This is a genomic window from Streptomyces sp. NPDC031426, assembly GCF_055581585.1.
Genome location: NZ_JBVIJE010000009.1, coordinates 160,410 through 181,657, shown reverse-complemented (window position 1 = coordinate 181,657; position 21,248 = coordinate 160,410). Strand labels below are relative to the sequence as shown.

21 protein-coding genes are annotated in these 21,248 nt (G+C 71.4%); 10 read left to right on the top strand and 11 right to left on the bottom strand.

Annotated elements, in window-relative coordinates; all coding sequences use genetic code 11:
- Positions 1 to 193 precede the first annotated feature (193 nt).
- From ACZ5NH_RS20715 to ACZ5NH_RS20700, 4 genes are all read right to left on the bottom strand, one after another.
- Positions 194 to 2,284 carry a TerD family protein gene (locus ACZ5NH_RS20715; protein ID WP_468777152.1) on the bottom strand — a complete coding sequence of 697 codons (2,091 nt, stop codon included), beginning with the start codon at positions 2,282 to 2,284 and terminating at the stop codon, positions 194 to 196.
- 60 nt (positions 2,285 to 2,344) lie between these two features.
- Positions 2,345 to 2,923, bottom strand: coding sequence for a TerD family protein (locus tag ACZ5NH_RS20710; protein WP_388621212.1), 579 nt, complete (start codon positions 2,921 to 2,923; stop codon positions 2,345 to 2,347).
- 157 nt (positions 2,924 to 3,080) lie between these two features.
- Positions 3,081 to 5,219 carry an excinuclease ABC subunit UvrB gene (uvrB, locus tag ACZ5NH_RS20705; protein ID WP_468777150.1) on the bottom strand — a complete coding sequence of 713 codons (2,139 nt, stop codon included), beginning with the start codon at positions 5,217 to 5,219 and terminating at the stop codon, positions 3,081 to 3,083.
- Positions 5,220 to 5,259: 40 nt separating this feature from the next.
- The gene (locus tag ACZ5NH_RS20700; protein WP_468777148.1) at positions 5,260 to 6,126 is read right to left on the bottom strand and encodes an MHYT domain-containing protein; all 867 of its coding nucleotides are present in this window, start codon (positions 6,124 to 6,126) and stop codon (positions 5,260 to 5,262) included.
- A gap of 277 nt (positions 6,127 to 6,403) precedes the next feature.
- Here ACZ5NH_RS20700 and ACZ5NH_RS20695 point away from each other — a divergent pair, with 277 nt between their 5' ends.
- Together ACZ5NH_RS20695 and ACZ5NH_RS20690 are read left to right on the top strand one after the other, a co-directional pair.
- A complete protein-coding gene (locus ACZ5NH_RS20695; RefSeq protein WP_468777144.1) occupies positions 6,404 to 7,273 on the top strand; it encodes a glycerophosphodiester phosphodiesterase in 870 nt (289 codons plus the stop codon).
- Positions 7,274 to 7,314: 41 nt separating this feature from the next.
- On the top strand, positions 7,315 to 7,869 hold the full coding sequence (locus ACZ5NH_RS20690) for a methylated-DNA--[protein]-cysteine S-methyltransferase (RefSeq protein ID WP_450980570.1): 555 nt from the start codon (positions 7,315 to 7,317) through the stop codon (positions 7,867 to 7,869).
- 48 nt (positions 7,870 to 7,917) lie between these two features.
- Here ACZ5NH_RS20690 and ACZ5NH_RS20685 read toward each other — a convergent pair whose 3' ends face one another.
- Positions 7,918 to 8,349: a VOC family protein gene (locus tag ACZ5NH_RS20685; RefSeq protein WP_468777141.1), complete on the bottom strand. Its 432-nt coding sequence runs from the start codon at positions 8,347 to 8,349 to the stop codon at positions 7,918 to 7,920.
- Positions 8,350 to 8,465: 116 nt separating this feature from the next.
- On the opposite strand from ACZ5NH_RS20685, the gene ACZ5NH_RS20680 reads away from it, so the two are divergent.
- A complete protein-coding gene (locus tag ACZ5NH_RS20680) occupies positions 8,466 to 9,374 on the top strand; it encodes a pseudouridine-5'-phosphate glycosidase (RefSeq protein ID WP_451556196.1) in 909 nt (302 codons plus the stop codon).
- Positions 9,359 to 10,294 (top strand): carbohydrate kinase family protein, encoded by a 936-nt coding sequence (locus tag ACZ5NH_RS20675; protein ID WP_468777139.1) that lies wholly within the window; start codon positions 9,359 to 9,361, stop codon positions 10,292 to 10,294. Before ACZ5NH_RS20680 ends, ACZ5NH_RS20675 begins: the two co-directional genes overlap by 16 nt.
- Before the next feature lie 181 nt (positions 10,295 to 10,475).
- Here ACZ5NH_RS20675 and ACZ5NH_RS20670 read toward each other — a convergent pair whose 3' ends face one another.
- Entirely contained in the window at positions 10,476 to 11,273 is a 798-nt protein-coding gene (locus tag ACZ5NH_RS20670; RefSeq protein WP_388621228.1) for a methyltransferase domain-containing protein, read from the bottom strand.
- A 217-nt stretch (positions 11,274 to 11,490) separates the two neighbouring features.
- On the opposite strand from ACZ5NH_RS20670, the gene corA reads away from it, so the two are divergent.
- Entirely contained in the window at positions 11,491 to 12,618 is a 1,128-nt protein-coding gene (gene corA / locus ACZ5NH_RS20665) for a magnesium/cobalt transporter CorA (RefSeq protein ID WP_450980575.1), read from the top strand.
- A gap of 34 nt (positions 12,619 to 12,652) precedes the next feature.
- On the opposite strand, the gene ACZ5NH_RS20660 is transcribed toward corA, so the two are convergent.
- Positions 12,653 to 13,285, bottom strand: coding sequence for a nucleoside/nucleotide kinase family protein (locus tag ACZ5NH_RS20660; protein ID WP_468777138.1), 633 nt, complete (start codon positions 13,283 to 13,285; stop codon positions 12,653 to 12,655).
- Positions 13,286 to 13,518: 233 nt separating this feature from the next.
- Here ACZ5NH_RS20660 and ACZ5NH_RS20655 point away from each other — a divergent pair, with 233 nt between their 5' ends.
- The 4 genes from ACZ5NH_RS20655 (at position 13,519) to ACZ5NH_RS20640 (ending at position 16,909) form a co-directional block, all read left to right on the top strand.
- Positions 13,519 to 13,899 carry an NAD(P)-dependent oxidoreductase gene (locus tag ACZ5NH_RS20655; RefSeq protein ID WP_468777137.1) on the top strand — a complete coding sequence of 127 codons (381 nt, stop codon included), beginning with the start codon at positions 13,519 to 13,521 and terminating at the stop codon, positions 13,897 to 13,899.
- Between the two features lie 44 nt (positions 13,900 to 13,943).
- A complete protein-coding gene (locus ACZ5NH_RS20650; RefSeq protein WP_468777135.1) occupies positions 13,944 to 14,639 on the top strand; it encodes a DUF2293 domain-containing protein in 696 nt (231 codons plus the stop codon).
- A gap of 101 nt (positions 14,640 to 14,740) precedes the next feature.
- Positions 14,741 to 15,220 carry an anthrone oxygenase family protein gene (locus tag ACZ5NH_RS20645; RefSeq protein WP_468777402.1) on the top strand — a complete coding sequence of 160 codons (480 nt, stop codon included), beginning with the start codon at positions 14,741 to 14,743 and terminating at the stop codon, positions 15,218 to 15,220.
- A gap of 201 nt (positions 15,221 to 15,421) precedes the next feature.
- Positions 15,422 to 16,909: a glutamate synthase subunit beta gene (locus ACZ5NH_RS20640; RefSeq protein WP_468777134.1), complete on the top strand. Its 1,488-nt coding sequence runs from the start codon at positions 15,422 to 15,424 to the stop codon at positions 16,907 to 16,909.
- A gap of 183 nt (positions 16,910 to 17,092) precedes the next feature.
- Here ACZ5NH_RS20640 and ACZ5NH_RS20635 read toward each other — a convergent pair whose 3' ends face one another.
- A complete protein-coding gene (locus ACZ5NH_RS20635; RefSeq protein ID WP_468777132.1) occupies positions 17,093 to 17,611 on the bottom strand; it encodes a carboxymuconolactone decarboxylase family protein in 519 nt (172 codons plus the stop codon).
- 46 nt (positions 17,612 to 17,657) lie between these two features.
- Between ACZ5NH_RS20635 and pdxR the strand changes: the two genes are divergently transcribed.
- Positions 17,658 to 19,079, top strand: a complete 1,422-nt coding sequence (gene pdxR, locus ACZ5NH_RS20630) for a MocR-like pyridoxine biosynthesis transcription factor PdxR (protein WP_468777130.1) — start codon at positions 17,658 to 17,660, stop codon at positions 19,077 to 19,079.
- A gap of 151 nt (positions 19,080 to 19,230) precedes the next feature.
- Here the strand turns inward: pdxR and ACZ5NH_RS20625 are convergent, their stop codons facing one another.
- From ACZ5NH_RS20625 to ACZ5NH_RS20615, 3 genes are all read right to left on the bottom strand, one after another.
- Positions 19,231 to 19,992 carry an SAM-dependent methyltransferase gene (locus ACZ5NH_RS20625; RefSeq protein WP_468777129.1) on the bottom strand — a complete coding sequence of 254 codons (762 nt, stop codon included), beginning with the start codon at positions 19,990 to 19,992 and terminating at the stop codon, positions 19,231 to 19,233.
- Between the two features lie 97 nt (positions 19,993 to 20,089).
- Positions 20,090 to 20,344: a DUF397 domain-containing protein gene (locus ACZ5NH_RS20620; protein ID WP_388621247.1), complete on the bottom strand. Its 255-nt coding sequence runs from the start codon at positions 20,342 to 20,344 to the stop codon at positions 20,090 to 20,092.
- Complete coding sequence (locus tag ACZ5NH_RS20615; RefSeq protein ID WP_388621249.1) at positions 20,345 to 21,205, bottom strand: helix-turn-helix domain-containing protein; 861 nt, start codon at positions 21,203 to 21,205, stop codon at positions 20,345 to 20,347.
- Positions 21,206 to 21,248 lie beyond the last annotated feature (43 nt).

Here is a 21,248-nt window from a genome sequence, read left to right as displayed (position 1 = left end):
ACATCAGCGTCGTCGCTGCCGGAGGTCTCCTCCACCCGCGTCGGGCCGACGCCCCGGGACCGGAACCGGTCCGTACTGGCGGGTGCGCCACAGTCGGGAAGTACTCCCCTCCGTACGGAAGACAGTACCTCAATCACCAAGGAAGGGTAAAGAGAAAAGTAAAATGAAGACCAAGTGTGCTGGTGGAAGGACTTTAGCTGTACTTGGTTCTTGCTCTGGCCACCTCGGTGAGCACCTGGTGCACGATCTGGCTCCCGACCGGCACCAGCGATGGTTCATAGGTCCAGGCGTGCCCGACCCAGGGGTCGGCGAAGTGATCGTCGGGTACGGGGGTGAGTCGCATCAGCGAACGCCACAGCGGATCGAGGAGAGGGCCGTAGGCGGCGGCGTCCTCCCGGTCCGCCACCAGCAGGAGGTGGACACCGACGTCGGGCCCCTCGTCGGCTAGATAGCGCAGCCGGGTGACCGCCCGGTCGTCGAAACCGTGCGGGAAGTCGTTGACGATCAGGAGCTGACGCGCGGTGTCGACGTCGGCCGGCAGCGATTCGGGCGCACCGCCACGCATCGCCATCTGCACGAGGTCCACCCGTCGGGTGAGCCGCTCCAGCATCTGCGTCACCCCGCCCGCGCCGGTCGCGGGCGGCATGGCGAGCACGCCGGTCCGCGTGAGCGGGGCGAACGCCGTGGACGCGGTGCCGGCCGGATCGATGACCTGCACGGCGAAGTCCCCCGCCGGATGCACGGCGAGCAGCCGCGCCGCGAGTGCCACCGCTGCCTCCACGGCCAGGTGCCGCAGCTCGGCGGAGTCCGGGAAGCCGCCGGATGCCGCCGCCGGGCCACTGTCGACCCACAGACCGCGTTCCAGCGGCAGCCTGACCAGCAGGGGGATGCGCAGCGGCACGCTCTCGGGCAGATGGAGATCGCCGAGGCGCAGGGCCATCGGGGGCTCGGCGGGCACGCGGTAGCCGTGCCAGACGGGGTTGTCCCAGCGGGCGTAGGCGGGCGGAAGCGCGGGCTCGACCACCTCGCACTCGGCGGTGAGCTGGGCGAGGTCGCGGTCGAGGACCGCACGCGCCTGATCCACCAGTTGGGTCCGGCGGGCGTGGGCCGCCTCGCGCGCGGCGTCGCTCGCGGCGCCGAGCCTGCCGCGGGGGTCGGTGAGGGCCTGGTCGAGCTCCTTCTCCAAGCGGGAGTCGGCGAAGTCGACGGCGCTGCGGTAAGCGGCGGTCGTACGGGCCAGGTCCTCGAACATGCCCCAGACCTGGTTGTACAGCCGCTCCTCCATCGACCAGCCCACGGCGTCCCCCGCTACGGGGTGCGCGGGCGCGCCGACGTCGGCCGGAGCCGCCGACGGCGGTGTGCCGTGTGGGCGGCGGCCGGGGTGCGTGTAGTCGACCCCGGTGCCGGGCTCTCGCGAGGCCGCGTCGGATTCCTGCGTGTCGTACGGATTCCGCGCGGCGTACGGCTGCACGGGCTCCGGCTGCTGCGGGGCACGGGAAGGCGTCTGTCCGGGCGTCCCGGACGCGGGGGTGTCCTGAGGATCGGGTACGTCGGTGTCGTACGGCCCGGGGTCCGACGTGACGCGCGCGGTGGAGGCGGACGCGCCGTGCGGTGGAGCCGCAGAGGTGTCCTGCGGCGCGCGAGCCGTGGTCCCGTGCGCTGACGCTGCGGAGGCCGGTGTCGGCAGCGGGCGGGACGGGTCGTGGGCGGCGGCCTCGCCGAGAGCCGCCGCCTCGCCAGGGGCCGGCGCCGCATGGGCCGCGGCAGCCACGTCGACGGCCTCGTGCAGGCCCTGGTCGGCAAGCAGTGCGGTGAGCCCGGCCGCGTAGCCCTGGCCCACGGCACGCACCTTCCAGGCGCCCTGTCTGCGGTAGAACTCCAGGGCGACCACGGCCGTCTCGCCGTCCAGGCCGGTCAGGGTGAAGCAGGCGAGTTCGGTGCCGTCGAGGCCCTCGACCGTCGTGTGCGGGGCGGCCACGGCACCGAACCGGAGCGGTGCCCCGGCCCCGGTGGGCAGGGCGAGGAAGATGTCGACGCGGTGGACGGCTTCGGGCAGAGCGCCCAGGTCGACCGCGAGCCGGTGTCCGGTGGCGGCCTGCCGGGGCACCTCGACACCGGGCAGGGCGGGGGCGCCGGGGTGAGCCACCCACTGGGGGCCGTGGACCGTGCCGTTCTCGTCGCCGAGCGTGGCGCCGGCCAGGACCGGCACCCCGGCCGAGACCCGGATCGCCAGCCGGACCTGGGACAGCGGGTGGTTCTGCCCCCGCACCAGCTCGGCCGTCATCGCCGTCGCCCCCCTGTGTTCTTGTCGTTCGGTCCTGCGCCGCCGGTCGAGCGGGCGGCCCTACAGGTGCTGCTGGATCGCCGGCATCAGGTCCTGGAACGTACGTCCGTTGGCCGGAGCGCCCAGGGCGGTCATCGTCCAGCCGGCGCCCGCGCGGTGCACCTTCGCCATGATCTGGGCGGTGTAGTCGCCGCCGCCGTCCAGCGTGTAGCGGGCCAGTTCCTGGCCGTTGGTCTCGTCCACCAGGCGGCAGAACGCGTTCTGCACCTCCTGGAAGGTCTGGCCCGTGAAGGAGTTCACGGTGAAGACGATCTGGTCGATGTGGACCGGGACGCGCTGCAGGTCCACGAGGATCGCCTCGTCGTCACCGCCCTGTCCGGCGCCGCCGACGAGGTTGTCGCCGGTGTGGCGGACGGAACCGTCGTCGCTCACCAGGTGGCGGAAGAACACGACATCGACCGGCTGGGTCTCGGCGAACAGGACGGCCGACGCGTCCAGGTCGATCTCGCGCGTGCGGGAGCCGAACAGACCGCGCCGCTTCGCCGCCTGCCAGCCGAGCCCCATACGGACCGCGGTCAGGGTGCCCCCGTCCTTCTTCTCCAGGCTGATGGCCTGACCCTTGCTCAAGTTGACGGACACCGCTGAATCCCCTCTCGAAAGTCCCCTGTTGCCGCGCAGTGCGCGGTTGTCCAGAACCCTACGCAGGGCCACCGACAGTGCCGAACCCCGGTCCGCGCTTTGTGTCGGTGTTGCAACACTTGGCGCATATACCGAGGTCCGGCGGGGTGGCGAGGGTTCAGGCGAGACCGGCTTCCCGCATCTGGCGCAGTTCCTTCTTCATCTCCGAGACCTCGTCACGCAGCCGGGCCGCGATCTCGAACTGCAGCTCCGCGGCGGCGGCGCGCATGCGCTCGGTCATCTCCTCGATCTGCTCGGCGAGTTCGGCCGCCGGGCGGTCCGTGGGAACCGCGGCCGCCGCCTTGCCCTTCGCCGACTTGCCGGCCTTGGCCGCCTTCTCGCCCAGCGCCGGGACGGGTGCCTTGGCGCCCTTGCCGTCCTTGGACTTGCGGTAGCCGGTGCCCAGGAGCTGCTCGGTGTCGACCTCCTCGCGGGCGATCTGCGCGACGATGTCGTTGATCTTCTTGCGCAGCGGCTGCGGGTCGATGCCGTTGGCCTTGTTGTAGGCGATCTGCTTCTCCCGGCGGCGGTTGGTCTCCTCGATGGCCTTCTCCATCGCCGCAGTGATCTTGTCGGCGTACATATGGACCTGGCCGGAGACGTTGCGCGCCGCGCGGCCGATGGTCTGGATCAGAGAGGTGCCCGACCGCAGGAAGCCTTCCTTGTCGGCGTCCAGGATCGCCACCAGGGACACCTCGGGCAGGTCGAGGCCCTCCCGGAGAAGGTTGATGCCGACGAGGACGTCGTACTCACCGGAGCGCAGCTCGCGCAGCAGTTCGACGCGGCGCAGGGTGTCGACGTCGCTGTGCAGATAGCGCACCTGGATGCCGAGCTCCAGGAAGTAGTCGGTGAGGTCCTCGGCCATCTTCTTGGTGAGCGTGGTGACGAGGACCCGCTCGTCCTTCTCGGTGCGCTTGCGGATCTCGTGCACCAGGTCGTCGATCTGCCCCTCGGTGGGCTTGACCACGACCTCCGGGTCGACCAGACCGGTGGGGCGGATGATCTGCTCGACGACGCCGTCCCCGCGGGACAGCTCGTAGGTGCCCGGGGTGGCGGACAGGTAGACGGTCTGGCCGATGCGCTCCTGGAACTCCTCCCACTTCAGGGGGCGGTTGTCCAGCGCGGAGGGGAGGCGGAAGCCGTGCTCCACGAGGGTGCGCTTGCGGGAGGCGTCGCCCTCGTACATGGCGCCGATCTGCGGGACGGTGACGTGCGACTCGTCGATGACGAGCAGGAAGTCGTCCGGGAAGTAGTCCAGCAGGGTGTTGGGCGGGGAGCCCGGCGAGCGGCCGTCGAAGTGCATCGAGTAGTTCTCCACACCGGAGCAGGTGCCGATCTGGCGGAGCATCTCGATGTCGTACGTGGTGCGCATCCGCAGGCGCTGGGCCTCCAGGAGCTTGCCTTGCTTCTCCAGCTCGGCAAGGCGCTCCCCCAGCTCCTTCTCGATGTCGTTGACGGCCCGCTCCATGCGCTCGGGGCCGGCGACGTAGTGGGAGGCGGGGAAGACGTACAGCTGCTGGTCGTCGCTGATGATCTCACCGGTGAGCGGGTGCAGCGTGGACAGCGCTTCGATCTCGTCGCCGAACATCTCGATGCGGACGGCCAGCTCCTCGTAGACCGGGAAGATCTCGATGGTGTCGCCGCGGACCCGGAAGGTGCCGCGGGTGAAGGCCATGTCGTTGCGCGTGTACTGGATGTCGACGAAGCGGCGCAGCAGCTCGTCGCGGTCCATCTCGTCGCCGACCCTGAGGGGGACCATCCGGTCCACGTACTCCTGCGGGGTGCCGAGACCGTAGATGCAGGACACCGAGGCGACCACGATGACGTCGCGGCGGGTGAGCAGCGAGTTCGTCGCCGAGTGGCGCAGCCGCTCGACCTCCTCGTTGATCGAGGAGTCCTTCTCGATGTAGGTGTCCGACTGCGGGACGTAGGCCTCGGGCTGGTAGTAGTCGTAGTACGAGACGAAGTATTCGACCGCGTTGTTCGGCAACAGCTCGCGGAACTCGTTGGCCAACTGGGCGGCCAGCGTCTTGTTCGGCGCCATCACGAGCGTGGGGCGCTGGAGCTTCTCGATCATCCATGCCGTGGTGGCGGACTTGCCGGTGCCGGTCGCGCCCAGCAGGACGACGTCCTTCTCACCGGCCTGGATGCGCTTGGCGAGGTCGGCGATGGCCGTCGGCTGGTCGCCGCTGGGCTGGTAGGGGCTGACGACCTCGAAGGGCGCCACCGTGCGTTCGATCTGGGAAACGGGCCGCATGTCATCCACCGTACGACCCCGCACTGACAACGGGTCCGGATCAGCGGTTCTGCGGGGTCCGGGAGAGGTGGTGCTCGGACCGTGACCCCTCGTGGACGGCGGGACGCCGGGGCGGGTGGGAGGCGACGGCGGAGGCCGGGACACCCGGTTTGTGCTCGACGGGCCTGGGGACGGGCCGGCCCGTGATCATCAGCGGGTCGAAGATCACCACGACGCCCGCGAGGAGCAGGAAGGCGAGCGGACCGATCAGCATGGGCGCGAGCACGGACGGCTCCGGCGCGCCTCCGCCGGTGTGGGAGGTGTCGTCGAGGTGAACGCCGAGGGCGGCCATGCCCGTGTAGTGCATGCCGCTGACCGCGAGCCCCATCACGAGGCTCGCCCCCACGCTCCACATGAAGCCCCGGACGCGTCCGGCGGCCCACAGCGCGGCGGTGGCGGCCACGACCGCTATGACGACGGATACGGCGACGGTGAGCGTGTTGTAGGTGAACCGCCCGTGGAAGTGCACGCCGGCCATGCCGAGGTAGTGCATCGAGGCGACGCCCAGACCGGTGACCGTGCCACCGGTGAACAGCGCGGTGCCGGTGGCACCCCGGTAGCCGACGATGAAGATCCCGAGGCCGACCATCACGATGGCGAGGCCGAGGCTCGCATAGGTGATCGGCTTGTCGTAGTGGATCGGCGTCTCCTTGATGGCGAAGCCCATCATGGCGACGAAGTGCATGGTCCAGATGCCGGAGCCGATCGCGGCCGAGCCGAGGGCCAGCCAGGCGGGCCGCCGGGAGTGCGTGACCAGCAGGGACCGGGTGGTGCAGCGCAGGCCGAGGGCGCCGCCGAGGCAGGCCATCAGATAGGCCACCAATGGAGTGACGGCCCCGTAGCTGAATCCGTCGACCGTGCCTTGCATCCGCGGCTGCCCTTCCGCCCTCTTGCGTCCCGGAATCCTTGAAATGTTCCCCCGGCCCAGGACCGCCGGGGCGGTCAGGGTTGTCGCAGAGAGTATGACCCCCACCGGAATGGTCGAACGATTTTCCGGCAAAGAAACACGGCCTTGCCGCAGTTGTGCGGCACCGGTGAGCGGACTTGGGACATATCCATTCCGTCTGTGGTCATCGCGCGCCGGGTGCCGTGACATTCTGCTGTCAGTCTGTTGCTGTCCGTGTTCGTCAATGCGAGGAGTCTGCATGCACGCGCGCGTAGTTGCCGCCACGGTCGCCGCGGTCCTGGGGACGGCGCCCCTGCTGAGCCCCGACTCCGACGCCCGGGCCGGCGGCGTCGGCGAGCCGACGGTGATCGCCCACCGCGGTGCCTCCGCCTACGCTCCCGAGAACACCCTGGCCTCGATCGACAAGGCAGCGCAGCTGGGCTTCACCTGGGTCGAGAACGACGTCCAGCGCACCAAGGACGGCGAGCTGGTCGTCATCCACGACGACAGCCTGCAGCGCACCACGAACGTCGAGCGGATCTTCCCCGGCCGGGCGCGGTGGAAGGTGAAGGACTTCACCGCGGCCGAGATCGCCCGGCTGGACGCGGGCAGCTGGTACTCGCCCGCCTATGCGGGCACGCGCGTGCCGACGCTGCAGCAGTACATGCGCCGGGTCGAGCACAACCACGAGAAACTGCTCCTGGAGATCAAGAACCCGGAGCTGTATCCGGGCATCGAGCAGCAGACCCTGAAGCTCCTCGGCAACGAGGGCTGGCTGGACCACGAACACCTGGACCGGCTGATCGTGCAGAGCTTCAGCGCCGACAGCATCCGGACCGTGCACGAACTGAGGCCCGCGATCACCACCGCCTGCCTCGGGACACCCACCGTGGCGCAGCTGCACCAGTACGCGCGCTTCACCGATCTCATCAACCCCTCGTACGGGTCGCTCTCCAAGGGGTACGTCTCGGCCGTGCACGCCTTCGGCGGGCCGCACGGCAGGCCGCTCAGGGTGCTCACCTGGACGGTGAACGACGCGACCACCGCGCGCAAGGCCGCGGGCTACGGCGTGGACGGGATCATCACCAACAAGCCCGACGTGGTGCGGGCGGCGCTCGGCTCCGAGTGAGCGCGGCGGGCGTTGTCAGTGGCGGGCCGTACCGTGGGCGCATGGACAGCCATGTGCAGGACGAGCAGCGGGTCGTGTGGGCCGTGGTGGGGACGGACATCGGGCCGCTGATGCTGGCGGCGACCCGTGACGGCCTGGTCAACGTCGTCTTCCACGCCACGGACGCGGTGCGCGACCGCGCCGTGGAGCGGCTGGCGGCCCGGCTGGGCGCCGCTCCCGTGGAGGATCCCGGCTCACCGCTGCTGGCGGAGGCGATACGCCAGCTGCGGGCCTACTTCGCGGGCGAGCGGCACGACTTCGACCTGCCGCTGGACTGGTCGCTGATCTCGGGCTTCAACCGGCAGGTGCTGCGCGAGCTCGCGACCGGTGTGCCCTACGGCACGGTGGTGGGGTACGGCGATCTCGCCGGGCGGGTCGGACAGCCCGGCGGGGCGCAGGCGGTCGGCGCGGCCATGGGTGCCAATCCGTTGCCGGTGGTCGTTCCGTGTCACCGGGTGGTGGAGAGCGACGGCGGGATCGGCGGCTTCGGGGGCGGACTGGAGACCAAGCGGAAGCTGCTCGCCCTGGAGGGCGTACTGCCCGAGCCGCTGTTCTGACCGCGCCCCGGACACCCGTCTCCGGCAGGCCCCGGACACCGGCCCCGGCTACTCGCCGTAGTGCCGGGCCTCGAAGACGTTGCCGTCGGGGTCGCGGAAGTAGAAGCTGCTCGTGGCGTTGCCGCGGGCACCGGAGAGGTTGTGGTCGACGCCCGAGACGGCGACGCCATGTTCCTCCAGGCGGGCGCGCAGGGCGTCGAAGGCGTCGGCCGGCAGGGACAGGCAGACGTGGTTCACGGGGTGGCCCGCGCTCTCGGCCGCACCGGGCAGCATCTTCATGCGTGCGGCCATGGTGAGCGGGGCGAGGTCGAAGATGGTCTCCTCGTTGACGCGCACCGAGGGGAAGGCCACCTTTCCCTCGGCGAACTCGGCGACCCTGATCGGCTCCAGACCGACTGCCTCCTGGTAGAAGCCGGCCGCGGCCACGGGATCGGCCACCCACAGGACGACATGGTCGAGACGCATGCTGTTCGTGGTCATGCGCCCCAGGCTGGTGGCGTCCGCCACAGTCCGCAAGGGCAACAAGCCATAAGCGTTTAACGGCGGCCGGCGCCCGCCAGAGATGAGGAAAGGCCGACGGACAGGAGGCGGTGCGCGTGGTGCTGGTGGTGTCGGAAGAGGTCCGGGAAGCGATCGACGCACGGCGGCCGGTGGTGGCCCTGGAGTCCACGATCATCGCGCACGGCCTGCCCCGCCCGCGCAATCTGCAGGTGGCGCTGGAGCTGGAGGACGCGGTGCGCCGGGAGGGGGCCGTCCCTGCGACCATCGCCGTTCTCGACGGCCGTCCCCTGGTCGGCCTGGACAAGGAGCAGCTGGAGCGGGTCGCGAACGAGGACGGCATCCGCAAGCTGGGTCATCGCGATCTGCCGCTCGCCGTGGCGGCCGGCGTGAGCGGGGCGACCACCGTGTCGGCGACGGCACAGCTGGCCGCGCTCGCGGGCCTCCGGGTGTTCGCCACCGGCGGGCTGGGCGGTGTGCACCGGGAGTGGACGGCGACCCAGGACGAGTCGGCCGACCTCGGTCTGCTGGCCCGCACCCGGATCACGGTGGTCTGCGCGGGCGTGAAGTCGATCCTGGACGTACCGGCGACCCTGCAGCGGCTGGAGACGCTGGGCGTGGCCGTCGCCGGGTACGGCACGAACCGGTTCCCCGGCTTCTACCTGTCCGACTCGGGGCATCCGGTCGACTGGACACTGGACACCCCGGAGCAGGTCGCGGACGTCATGCGGGCCCAGGAGGCGCTCGACGCGCCGCCGTCGGCGCTGATCGTCGCCCAGCCCGTCCCGGAGGCGGAGCAGCTCGATCCCGAACTGCACGCGCGCGTGCTGGCCGACGGCCTGCGCGCTTGCACGGACCAGGGCGTCTCCGGTCAGGCGGTGACCCCGTTCCTGCTGGACTACCTGGTCCGGCACACCGCAGGGGCCTCCCTGAGCGCCAATCTGGCAGCCGTACGCGGCAACGTACGGCTGGCGGCACGGATCGCCACGGCGTGGACGAGGAGGTGACCACGGTCCGGGACGGGGCCCTGCTGGTCGTCGGTGACGTGGTCACGGATGTGGTCGCCCGGCACCAGGGGCCGCTCGCGGCCGGCACCGACACCGCCGCCTCGATCCGCACCCTGCCGGGCGGCGCGGGCGCGAACGTGGCCTGCTGGGCCGCGCACGCGGGCTGTGCGGACGTACGGCTGCTGGGGCGGGTGGGCGCGGACGCGGCCGCATGGCACGAGCGTGAGCTGATCGCGACCGGTGTGCGGCCCCGGCTGGTGATCGATCCGACAGCGGCGACCGGGACGGTCATCTGCCTGGTCGATGCCGGTGCGGCGGCGGAGCGTACGTTCCTCACGGACAGCGGGGCGTCTTTGCGGCTCGAACCCGCCGACTGGTCGGACGCATTGCTCGACGGCGTCGGACGGCTGCACCTGTCGGGGTATCTGCTGTTCACGGAGCCGAGCCGGGAGCTCGCACGGACGGCGCTCGCGGCGGCACGCGCGCGTGGCGTGCCGGTCAGCCTCGATCCGGCGTCGGCCGGCTTCCTGGTGCGGCTGGGGGTGGACCGCTTCCTGACCTTCGCGGAGGGGCTGGACGTGCTGCTGCCCAGCCGGGACGAGGCATGTCTGCTGACGGGGCTGCCGGATCCGGGGGACGCGGCGGACAAGTTGAGCCGTCTCGTCCCGCTGGTGGTCACCAAGGCGGGTGCGGACGGTGCGCTGGTGGCCCGTTCCGGCAGCGGACCGGTCAGGGTCCCGGCCGTGCCGGCGGCTCCTCGGGACACCACGGGCGCCGGTGACGCCTTCACCGGTGCGTTCCTCGCCGCCCTGCTCACGGGAGCGGACCCCGAGGAGGCGGCGGCACGCGGCTGCCGGGCAGGTGCGGAGGCGGTCGAACGGGTGGGGGCCAGACCGCCGTGTCCGGGGCGCGACGGCTAGCGCCCGGCGGGCGCCATGGGGGCACCGGCAGCGGAGGCTCGGCTCGCGCCGCGTCGCGAACGCCGTCGCGGGGGTGGTTGGCTGGGATCCGCGCCGAGCCCGGCCGGGGCGGCTGAGGCCGGCGTCGTACCGAGGCGCGGGCGCCCAGGCCTTTCCCCCCGCTAGTACTTCCTCTAGTCCTTTAGTCCTTCCTCCCCCACGCCGAGATCATCGGCGCGGTGGCCAGGTCCATGCTGCCGGCCTCGACGTTGGCCAGGTGCTGGTCGACGTCCTCGTCGGTGGCGAGCCCGGCGGCAACCAGCCGGTTCCGGATCTGACGGACCGTCGCGGCCTCGAGAGCGGTGCAGGCAGGTGATGCCACCGGAAAGAACGCATCGGCCTCCACCCCGCTCAGTCCGGCCTCGCGGAGCAGACGCGGGAGTTTGCGGCCGTACGAGAGGTCGGCGCCACGTTGGGCGAGCAGCGTGCGGAAGCCCTGACGCAGGCGGTTGGCGAGCCGCTGCTCAGGACCGTACTCGTCGGGGCAGATCAGGGGCTGGAGAGCGGGGTCGGCATCCTCGATCAGCAGATGCCCGCCGGGCCGGAGGGCCTGGATCATGGACCGCAACGCCCTTTCCCGGTCCGGCACATGGACGAGGACGAGCCGGGCGTGGACCAGGTCGAAGCCCTCACCCGGTGGTTCCTCGGCACCCACGTCGTGGACCCGCACCTCCACCGGCGCACTCGCCGCCGCGGCGGCGAGCCGCGAGGTGTCGATGTCAGTGGCGACGACCTGTCCGGTGGGGCCCACCTTCCTGGCGAGCCAGGACACCACGGAGGTGCCGCCGGCCCCGACTTCCCAGCAGCGCCGGCCCAGCCCGATGCCAAGCGCCTCGATGTGCCGGAAGGTCGTGGGATCGAAGAGGGCGGCGAAGGCGTCGAAGCGCTCCGCGGCCTCGTTCTGCCGGTTGTCCAGGAGATATCCGTCGGATGAGGTCATGCCCGATCATCGCAGTCACCCGGCTCTGGCCGGTCCGCCGACGCTCCGGCCAGGGGCGGCCGGGGCCGAGGCCGCGGCATCGGTGCTCCGTCCACAGTCGGGAACCAAGCGGAACCTCCCGTTCCCACAGGCTTACCCGCGCTTTGCCCTCGGCTGGCAGACTTGCCGGGCAGGGCGCGAAAGCGTTGCGTGAGGAGATCCAGGCAAGGAGATCCAGATGTCGATGGCGGGGAATCTGCGGAAGGTCACGGGGCTGGGCAGGGTCGGCGGCCTGCGCAAGGTGGCGCGGCTGGCCAGGCGGCGGCCGCGCGTGGACCTGAGCCATCCCGCCCGGTCACCGCTGGGCTCCTCGGTGGTCAACTGTGTGACGTACCAGGACGGTGTGCGCGTCCCGCAGTGCACGGACCTGGTGGATGCCGTGCGGATGGTGCGCAAGACGGGCGAGGGCTTCGTCTGGCTCGGGCTGCACGAGCCGACGGACCGTGAGTTCGCCGGCATCGCCGAACTCTTCGACCTGCACCCCTTGGCGGTGGAGGACGCGGTCGAGGCCCATCAGCGGCCGAAGCTGGAGCACTACGGCGACACGCTCTTCGCGGTGTTCAAGACGGTCTGCTACGTGGAGCACGAACAACTGACGGCGACCAGCGAGGTGGTCGACACCGGCGAGATCATGGTGTTCGTCGGTGAGGACTTCGTCATCACGGTGCGGCACGGCCGGCACGGCTCACTGGGCCCGCTGCGCGAGGAGCTGGAGGCGCATCCGCACCAGCTCGCCAAGGGGCCGGCGGCGGTGCTGCACGCGATCGCCGACCATGTCGTCGACGACTATCTGAACGTCACGGACGCGGTGCAGGCCGACATCGACCAGGTCGAAACGGAGGTGTTCTCGGAGAACGGTGCGCGGCTCGACCCCGGGCGCATCTACCAGATGAAGCGTGAACTGCTGGAGCTGAAGCGGGCGGTGGTGCCGCTCGGCCGCCCGGTGGAGGACCTTGCCACCCGGCCCATACGGGTCATCGCCCCGGAGATACAGACCTACTTCCGGGACGTGCTCGACCACCTGATACGCGCCAAGGAACAGATCGCCGCCTTCGACGAACTGCTCAACTCCATTCTGCAGGCCCACCTCGCGCAGGTGACCGTCGCGCAGAACGAGGACATGCGGAAGATCACGGCCTGGGCCGCGGTGATCGCCGTACCGACGATGGTGTGCGGGGTGTACGGCATGAACTTCGACCACATGCCGGAGCTGCACTGGCGGTTCGGCTATCCGCTGGTCATGGCCGTCATGGCGGCGGCGTGTCTGGTGCTGTACCGGGGCTTCAGGCGCAACGGCTGGCTCTGAGCGGCGGGGGCACTCTGCCGGGCGGCCGCCCGGATCAGCCGCTCCAGGCGGGATGGCGCGGGTCGTCGGCGCGCACCAGCACGTCCGCCGTGCCCGCGGGGTCCGTCTCGGACTCGTAGCGCTCGAAGGCGGGGAGCGTCCAGTGCTCGCTCTCAGGGGTACGGCGGCGCAGGGCACCCGGGGAGAGGAGGAGGTGCACGGTCAGATCGAAGGGGAACCAGTGCCGCAACAGGAGGGGGCCGTGGAGCAACAGGACCCCTCCGGGCGGGAGTTGGACATACGGGCTGCGGGTGGCCCGGTCGGTGGCCGGATCCCACAGGTCGGGCAGGACTCGCCCGCTGCCACCGGGGTCGAGCGGGCCGAAGACCTCGCGCCACAGGGCGCCGGTGTCGAACCAACCGCCGTAGTACGACTCCGCGTCGCGCCGCCCGTGCTCCAGGCGCAGCGAGGCGGGGCGCAGGAAACCCTCCACGCCGACCACGAGTGAGGGCCGGCCACGCACCCGCAGCGCTTCCCCGACCCGCTCCGCGAGGTCGCCGGGCCGGGCGGCCGGGGCCCCGTCGAAGCAGACACGCGGCCAGGCGCTTCCGTCGGCCGGCTCCAGCCCGGCCAGCCGATCGGCGAGCTGCTCCGCGAGCCGGTCCCAGGTGATCGCTTCGAGTCGCACAGGGCCATGATGCCGGGTGGCGGAAGGTGGGGTGACAGTGCCTGTCGGGGACGGGCCCGGCGGCAGGGCTGACCGGGGTCGGAGCGGCGGGATCAGTTGCGGTGTCCGGACGCTCGGCGGGCCCGAGCAAGGGTTCGAGACGCTCGACGCCGGGTTCTTCGTGAAGGCGGCCGACGCACTGCTCGACGGGCTCGCCGCGGCCGAGGTGGGCCGGCTCGTCGCGGTGGGGCTGGGTGCGAATCTGGTCGGCGAGGACGGCCGGGGTGGTGGACGACCTGGTGGCCTTCCCGCCGGAGCTCCTTCCTTTCGCCCGGGCCCACACCGCGGGACTGGACCGCCTGCGGAAACGGGTGGACGGCCCCGTCGACTGGGTGATGCTCACGCCCGCCGGACACCTGGAGCACGGCGGACCGCGGACGGGGCGGTACCGCGTCGGCGGGGAGCGGCTGCCCCGTGCAGAGAGTGGCGACGGCGGGGCTGAGCCGTGGCTGTCGTACGCCGAGCTCGCCGTGGCGGCGGTGGACGAGATCCAGGCTTCGGCGCGGCACCGTATCCGGGTGCCGGTGTTCAACTTCCGGAGCGGGAAGGAGGAGGCAATGGACAAGACGGAGTAGGCAAGGCGTGGGAGGCGAGGGTGGCGGCGGGGAAAGTACCGCGTATGGCACTTCCCTCAACTCCCCACTCACCCGGACGGCTTGTCGTCATCCAGGCGCAGAAGCCCAAGCGGTGCGCCACGTGCCGGCGCGGGCCGCTGACGCTGCTCGTGCTGGAGGACGGGGCACCGCGCTGTCTGCACTGCACGGACCTCGGGCACCTGGTGTTCCTGCCGCGCGGGGACACCGCACTGACCCGCAGGTCGAGGGAGGAGAGCGGGCTGTCGGTCGTCGTGGTGCGGTTCAACCGGCGCAAGGGACGTTACGAGCGGCAGGGCGTGCTGGTGGAGGAGGCGGCGCTGGCCCGGGCCGAGGCCCGCTGCCTGGCGGACGCGGAGGCGCGGCGCAGGCGGCGGGCGCGGGACGCGCGGCGCCGGGCGGCGGAGGACGAGCGGTTCGCGGCGGCATTCGCGGCCGAGATCCTGCGGCTCTTTCCGGGCTGCCCTGCCGATCGCGCGCGGGCCGTCGCGGCGCACGCGTCCGTGCGCGGCAGTGGACGGGTCGGGCGCAGTGCGGCCGGGCGGGCGCTGTCGGAGGGAGCTGTGGTCTCGGCGGTCGTGGCGGCCGTACGGCATGTGGACACACCGTACGACCAGCTGCTGATGAGCGGGGTGTCACGGTACGAGGCACGGCGCCGGATCGCCCCGGCTGTGGAGAGTGTGCTGCGGGCCTGGCAGGACGCCGGGGCGGAGGCAGGCTGAGCGGGAGAGGGAGGGGGGTGGGGGTGGGGAGAAGGAAGGAGGAGAAAAAGAGGTGCTGCCGGGCGCGTACCGGGCGGAACGAGACGAGATGGGGCGTGGAGATGATCGACGGGCCGTTCTTCGTGCTGGTCGTGGTGGGGGTACTCGGCACCGGGCTGATGGCCGGGGTGTTCTGCGCGTTCTCGACCTTTGTGATGCGGGGGCTCGCCGGGCTGCCGCCCGCGCAGGGTGTCGCGGCGATGAACGCGATCAATGTCGCCGCCGTCCGGCCCGCCTTCATGACGGTGTTCAACGGCTCGGCGGTGCTGAGCGCGATGATCGCGGTGGTGACGTTCGTGGTGTGGCCGGACGAAGGGAAGCTTGAACTGCTGCTGGGCAGCGCGCTGTATCTCTTCGGTTCGTTCGGGCTGACGATCGTCGCCAACGTCCCCCGCAACGACCGGCTGGCCCGGCTGACCCCGGGCGCCGCGGAGGCCGCCGAGTACTGGCCGGCGTACGTACGCGAGTGGACGTTCTGGAACCACGTCCGCACCGGCGCCTCGGCAGCGGCCGCACTGGTCTACGTACTGGCCCTCGCCTGATCTGCGTGCGGGCCCCGGGGCGGCCGGCTCCTGACAAGCCCCCGCTCTGACAAGCCATGGAGAAAGCGCTGTCCACCACTCTGCGCGGTGGCCGGGGCGGACGTATCGTGGCCGAAAGAGTGCCGAAGGACGCCACCCGAATGGCGTACGGCCCGTCGTACACCGATACCCGCGCGGTATCCGTACGCGAGGAAGACGACCATGGCCGATCCCAAGGGGTTCATGAACACGCCGCGCCGGGAGTGGCCGCGGCGGCCCGTCGAGGAGCGGGTGCGGGACTGGGACGAGGTGTATGTCCCGGGAGCGCTGCTGCCCATCATCAGCAAGCAGGCCGATCGGTGCATGGACTGCGGCATCCCGTTCTGCCACGACGCCTGTCCGCTGGGCAATCTGATCCCGGAGTGGAACGACCTGGTCTCCCGGGAGGACTGGCGGGCGGCGAGCGACCGGCTGCACGCCACCAACAACTTCCCCGAGTTCACCGGGCGGTTGTGTCCGGCACCGTGCGAGGCGGGATGCGTGCTGGCGATCAACCAGCCGGCCGTCACCATCAAGAACGTCGAGTGCGCGATCGCCGACCGGGCCTGGGAGGAAGGTTTCGCCCAGGCGCGTCCGCCCGAGCGGCTGTCCGGGAAGACGGTCGCCGTCATCGGCTCCGGGCCCACCGGGCTCGCCGCGGCGCAGCAGCTGACCCGGGCCGGACACACCGTCGCCGTGTACGAGAAGGACGACCGGATCGGCGGGCTGATGCGGTACGGCATCCCCGAGTTCAAGATGGAGAAACGGCATCTGGAGCGACGGATCGAGCAGATGCGGGCCGAGGGGACGAAGTTCCGTACGTCGACGGCCGTCGGGCGGGATGTCGGGGCGGTGGAGCTGCGCGGACGGTACGACGCCGTGGTCATCGCCACGGGGGCCACGGCGTGGCGGGAACTTCCGGTGCCGGGTCGGGAGTTGTACGGGATACACCAGGCGATGGAGTATCTGCCGCTGGCCAACAGGGTGTGTCAGGGGGATCTGGAGGTTTCCCCGCTGTCCGCGGCCGGCAAGCATGTGGTGATCGTCGGCGGCGGGGACACCGGGGCGGACTGTCTGGGCACGGCGGTGCGCGAGGGGGCCGCGTCCGTGACCCAGCTGGACATCTACGCGCAGCCGGGCACCGAGCGCGACGAGGAAACCGAGCCATGGCCGACATACCCGAAGGTCTACCGGCTGTCGGCCGCGCACGAGGAGGCCCGGGACCTGCGTACGGCACCGGCGGCGGACGCGGACGCGCGGTTGTTCGCCGCGTCAACGCTCCACTTCGAGGGGGACGGCAGCGGGCGGGTGCGGTCGCTGCACCTGGTAGAGGTCGACGAGTCGCGCCGCCCCGTGCCGGGCACCGGGCGGGCGCTGCCCGCCGATCTCGTGCTGCTCGCCCTCGGGTTCTCCGGGCCGGACCAGAAGGACGGGCTGATCGGGCAGTTGGGGCTGGAGCTCGAAACGCGCGGCACGATCGCCCGGGACGACGGCTTCGCGACCAGCGTCCCCGGGGTGTTCGCGGCCGGGGACGCGGCGCGCGGGCAGTCGCTCATCGTCTGGGCGATCGCGGAGGGGCGAGCGGTGGCGGCGGCCGTCGACCGCTGGCTGACCGGGAGTTCACGGTTGCCTGCGCCGGTCTCTCCGAGGGATCGGCCGATGAGGGTGTAGGCGTGACCGACGGCTATTTGTCGCCGTCGGCTGTCCTCGGCTGTGGTGACGTCCGGTTCGCACCGCCGGGATACGCCGTTGTGATTGCCGGTGTTCCGGTATGAGGTTACCGGCGAGATCGGGTGCCGCAGGTGGAGTGGCCGGCGAGGCAGGGCGATCGACGCCCGCCTCTGTCGTCGCCGCTCAGCCCTTCCGCTCGTCCGTCCCCGCCACCTTCCCCGTCGACAGGGCCACGCGGTTCCACGTGTTGATCGTGCAGATCACGGCGATGACGTGGGCCAGTTCCTCCTCGGCGAAGTGGGCCGCGGCCTCGGCGTAGACGGCGTCGGGGACGCCCGCGTCGGCGACGAGGGTCAGGGCCTCGGTGAGCGCGAGCGCGGCCTGTTCCTTGGGTGTGAAGAAGTGCCGTGCCTCGCGCCAGACGGCGACCATGTGCAGCCGGTCCTCGCTCTCGCCTGCCTTGCGGGCGTCGTTGGTGTGCATGTGCAGGCAGTAGGCGCAGTGGTTGAGGAGGGAGGAGCGGATCTGGATCAGCTCCACCAGCGCCGGGTCCAGGCCTGCGCGGGCGGCGGCGTCGAAGCCGACGACGGCGCGGAAGACCTTGGGGGCGGACTTCGCGAAGTCCAGTCGGGTGCGCGCGGCCTCGACCTCGGCGATCGCGGTGGTGATGTCGGCTGCGGCGGTGTTCGTGTTCGTCGTCATGGCCTCAACCTAGGGGCCCGATAGACCGGTTGTAGGGTGCATTTCTATGACGGAATCGTGGGTCAATTCCGCGGAGCGGATCGGCGCCGATCTGCATCTGGAGCTGTCGGGTCCGGGTGGGCGGCGGGCCGCGCTGACCCGGGCGCTGCGCGAGGCCGTGCGCGGCGGGCGGCTGGCGCCGGGCACCCGGTTGCCGCCGTACCGGTCGCTCGCCGCCGATCTGGGCGTGGCCCGCAACACGGTGGCCGACGCGTATGCGGAACTGGTCGCGGAGGGCTGGCTGACCGCCCGCCAGGGTTCGGGCACCCGGGTCGCCGACCGGGCGGAGCCGCTGCGGGACGCCGTACGGACGCCCGTGAAAACACCTCCACGCGAGCGTGGCCCGCGACACGATCTGCGGCAGGGCGCGCCGGACGCGTCGGCGTTCCCGCGGGTGGCCTGGTCGGCCTGCTATCGGCGGGCGCTCCAGACAGCGCCGAACGAGGCGTTCGGGCCCGGGGATCCGGCCGGGCGGCGTGAGCTGCGGGAGGCTCTGACCGAATATCTGGCACGCGCGCGTGGCGTGCGGACCGAGCCGGACCGGATCGTGATCTGCTCGGGCTTCGCGCATGCGCTGCGGCTGCTGTTCGGCCAGGGCGCGGGCGGGGTGCTGCGCGGTCCGCTGGGCGTGGAGGCGTACGGGCTGGACTTCCACCGGGGGCTGCTCACCACGGCCGGGGTGCGCACGGTGCCGCTGCCGCTGGACGAGCACGGCGCGCGAGTGGACGTACTCGGGCGGGAGCGGGCCGTGCTGCTCACGCCGGCGCACCAGTTCCCGACCGGCGGCCCGCTGCACCCGGAGCGCCGGGCGGCCGTGATCGGCTGGGCACGCGCGCGTGGGACGGTGGTACTGGAGGACGACTACGACGGCGAGTTCCGATACGACCGCAAGCCGGTCGGTGCGCTCCAGGGTCTCGATCCGGAGCGGGTGATCCACCTCGGGTCGGTCAGCAAGAGCCTGTCGCCGGCGCTGCGGCTGGGCTGGATGGTGCTGCCGGAGCGATATCTGGGGCCCGTGCTGGCGGCGAAGGGCGAGCGGGAGGGCTGGGCGAGCGTCCTGGACCAGCTGGCCTTGGCGGAGTTCATCGTCTCCGGGTCGTACGACCGTCATGTGCGGCGCATGCGGCAGCGCTACCGGCACCGGCGTGACCGGCTCGTCGCCGCGCTCACCGAACACGCGCCGCAGGTCGAGGTGACGGGCATCGCGGCCGGGCTGCACGCGGTGCTGCGGCTGCCGCCCGGCACCGAGCGGTCCACGGTGAAGGCCGCCGCATGGCAGGGCGTCGCCGTGGACGGACTCGACGCGTTCCGGCATCCGCAGGCGGCCGCGACGATGGGTGACGGACTGGTGGTGGGGTACGCGGCCGCCGCGGAACACGCCTACGGCGCGGCACTGGAGGCGCTGTGCGGGGTGCTGCCTCCCGGGTGAGGAGCGGGGCGCCTCCGGCGTGCGGCGTAGTTGCCCCCGGCGCGCGCGGCGCGGGGACGGTTCAGTGGCCGACCCTCGCGCTGAACAGGCGCGCCGCGCGGGTCTACCGCTTCCGGGCCACCGCCCCGTACCCCGGGATCACCCCGTCGTCCTAGCCCGGGACCGGCTCGCCCAGTTCCGGGTGCCACTTGTGGACGATCTCGACGCCGGGCTCGACCAGGTCGAGGCCGGTGAAGAAGCGGGTGAACTCGTCGCGGGAGCGCAGGGCGAGGGTGACGCCGGCCGCCTTCAGCTTCTCGGTGGCGGCCGCCGACTCCTCGGGGGTGAAGTCGGCCGTGGCGTGGGTCATCGTCAGGTAGCTGCCGGAGGGAAGTTCGGCCAGCAGCCGGCCGACCAGGTCGTGCGCGCCGTCCTCGTCGGGAATGAAGTGCAGCAGGGCGACCAGGGAGAGCGCGACCGGCCGGTCGAGGTCCAGGACCCGCCGGGCGCCGGCGACGATCGCGTCCGGATCGCACACGTCCGCCTGCAGGTACTCGGTCGCGCCCTCCGGTGTGCGGCGCAGCAGGGCCGCGGCGTGGGCCAGCACGACCGGGTCGTGGTCGCAGTAGACGACCCGGGCCTCGGGCGCGACCTGCTGGGCGATCTGGTGCAGGTTCGGCTCGGTGGGGATGCCGGTGCCGATGTCCAGGAACTGCCGTACGCCCTGCTGGGCGAGCCACCGGGTGGCGCGGTGCATGAACGCGCGGTTGACCCTGGCCATCACCGGCACCCGGGGGTCGAGGGCCGGCATCTGACGGCCCATCGCCTCGTCGACGGGGTAGTTGTCCTTGCCGCCGAGATACCAGTCGTACATCCGCGCGGGATGCGGCTTGCTGGTGTCGATCGCCACGGCCGTCGGGTCCTGCCCTGTCATGCGGCACTCCATGAGCGTCATGAGCGTTCGGCGCAATGAATGATCAAGTTGGTACCAAGGTGAGGAAGTTGAGCGAGAAGCAACATGCGGTTCAAGGTCAGGACAGCAGGAAGTCGGCCTCCCCCGCCTTGGCACCCTCGATGAACGCGGTCATCTCGGCGGTGGTGTAGATCAGCGCCGGCCCGTCCGGGTCGGTGGACTGCCGCACGGCTATCCGGCCGTCGGCGAGCTTCATCGCCTCCAGACAGTTCCCTCCGTTGCCGCCGCTCCAGGGCTTGTGCCAGCCCTCGCTGCCCAACTCCCGCGCCGGCATGCCGTTGTAGACGTGTCCGCGCGGCGTGATGCGATCCATTCACAGCTCCTTGCGGAGATCCCGGAGGATCTCCTTCGTGCGTTGTGCCGTAGCGGCCTGCGCCGCCATGCGGTCCATGACCTCGAGGTGGGTCGCCACCTCCGTGCGCGCGTCCAGATAGACGGCGCCGGTCAGGTACTCGCTGTAGACCATGTCCGGCAGCTCCGGCATGGCGAATCGGAACAGCACGAAGGGCCCGTACGTCCCCGGGTGCGGCCCGCTCGCGAACGGGGCGACCTGGAGCGTCACATGGGGCAGCTTCGTGGCCTCGAGCAACTTGTCGATCTGCGCGCGCATCACCTCCGGAGGGCCGACCGGGCGGCGCAGGGCGGTCTCGTCCATCACCGCCCAGAAGCGCGGGGCGTCGGGACGGGTGAGCAGTTGCTGGCGTTGCATGCGCAGGGCGACGTGCCGCTCGATGTCGTCCGGGCTGGTCTGGCCGATGGCACCGGACTTGAGCACACCGCGCGCGTAGTCCTCGGTCTGGAGCAGGCCGGGGACGAAGTGCGGCTCGTAGGAGCGGATGAGGCCGGCCGCGCCCTCCAGGCTGACGTACATCGAGAACCAGCCGGGCAGGATGTCGTGGAAGCGCTGCCACCAGCCGGGTTTGTTGGCCTCCTCGGCCAGCCGGACGAAGAGTTCGGCCTCGTCGTCGGCCACGCCGTAGGACTTCAGCAGCAGTTGCAGGTACGGGATCTTGAGGGCGACCTCGGCCATCTCCATACGGCGGACGGTGGCGGGCGCGACACGCAGGACGCGGGCGGCCTCCTCACGCTTCAGTCCGGCACGTTCCCTCAGGTCCAACAGGCGTCGGCCGAGGACGACCTGGCCCACCGTCGGCGCGGACCGCGGTTCGCTCACGCTCTCACCTCCACCGAACGCCTCCACCGAACGTCTTCTGACG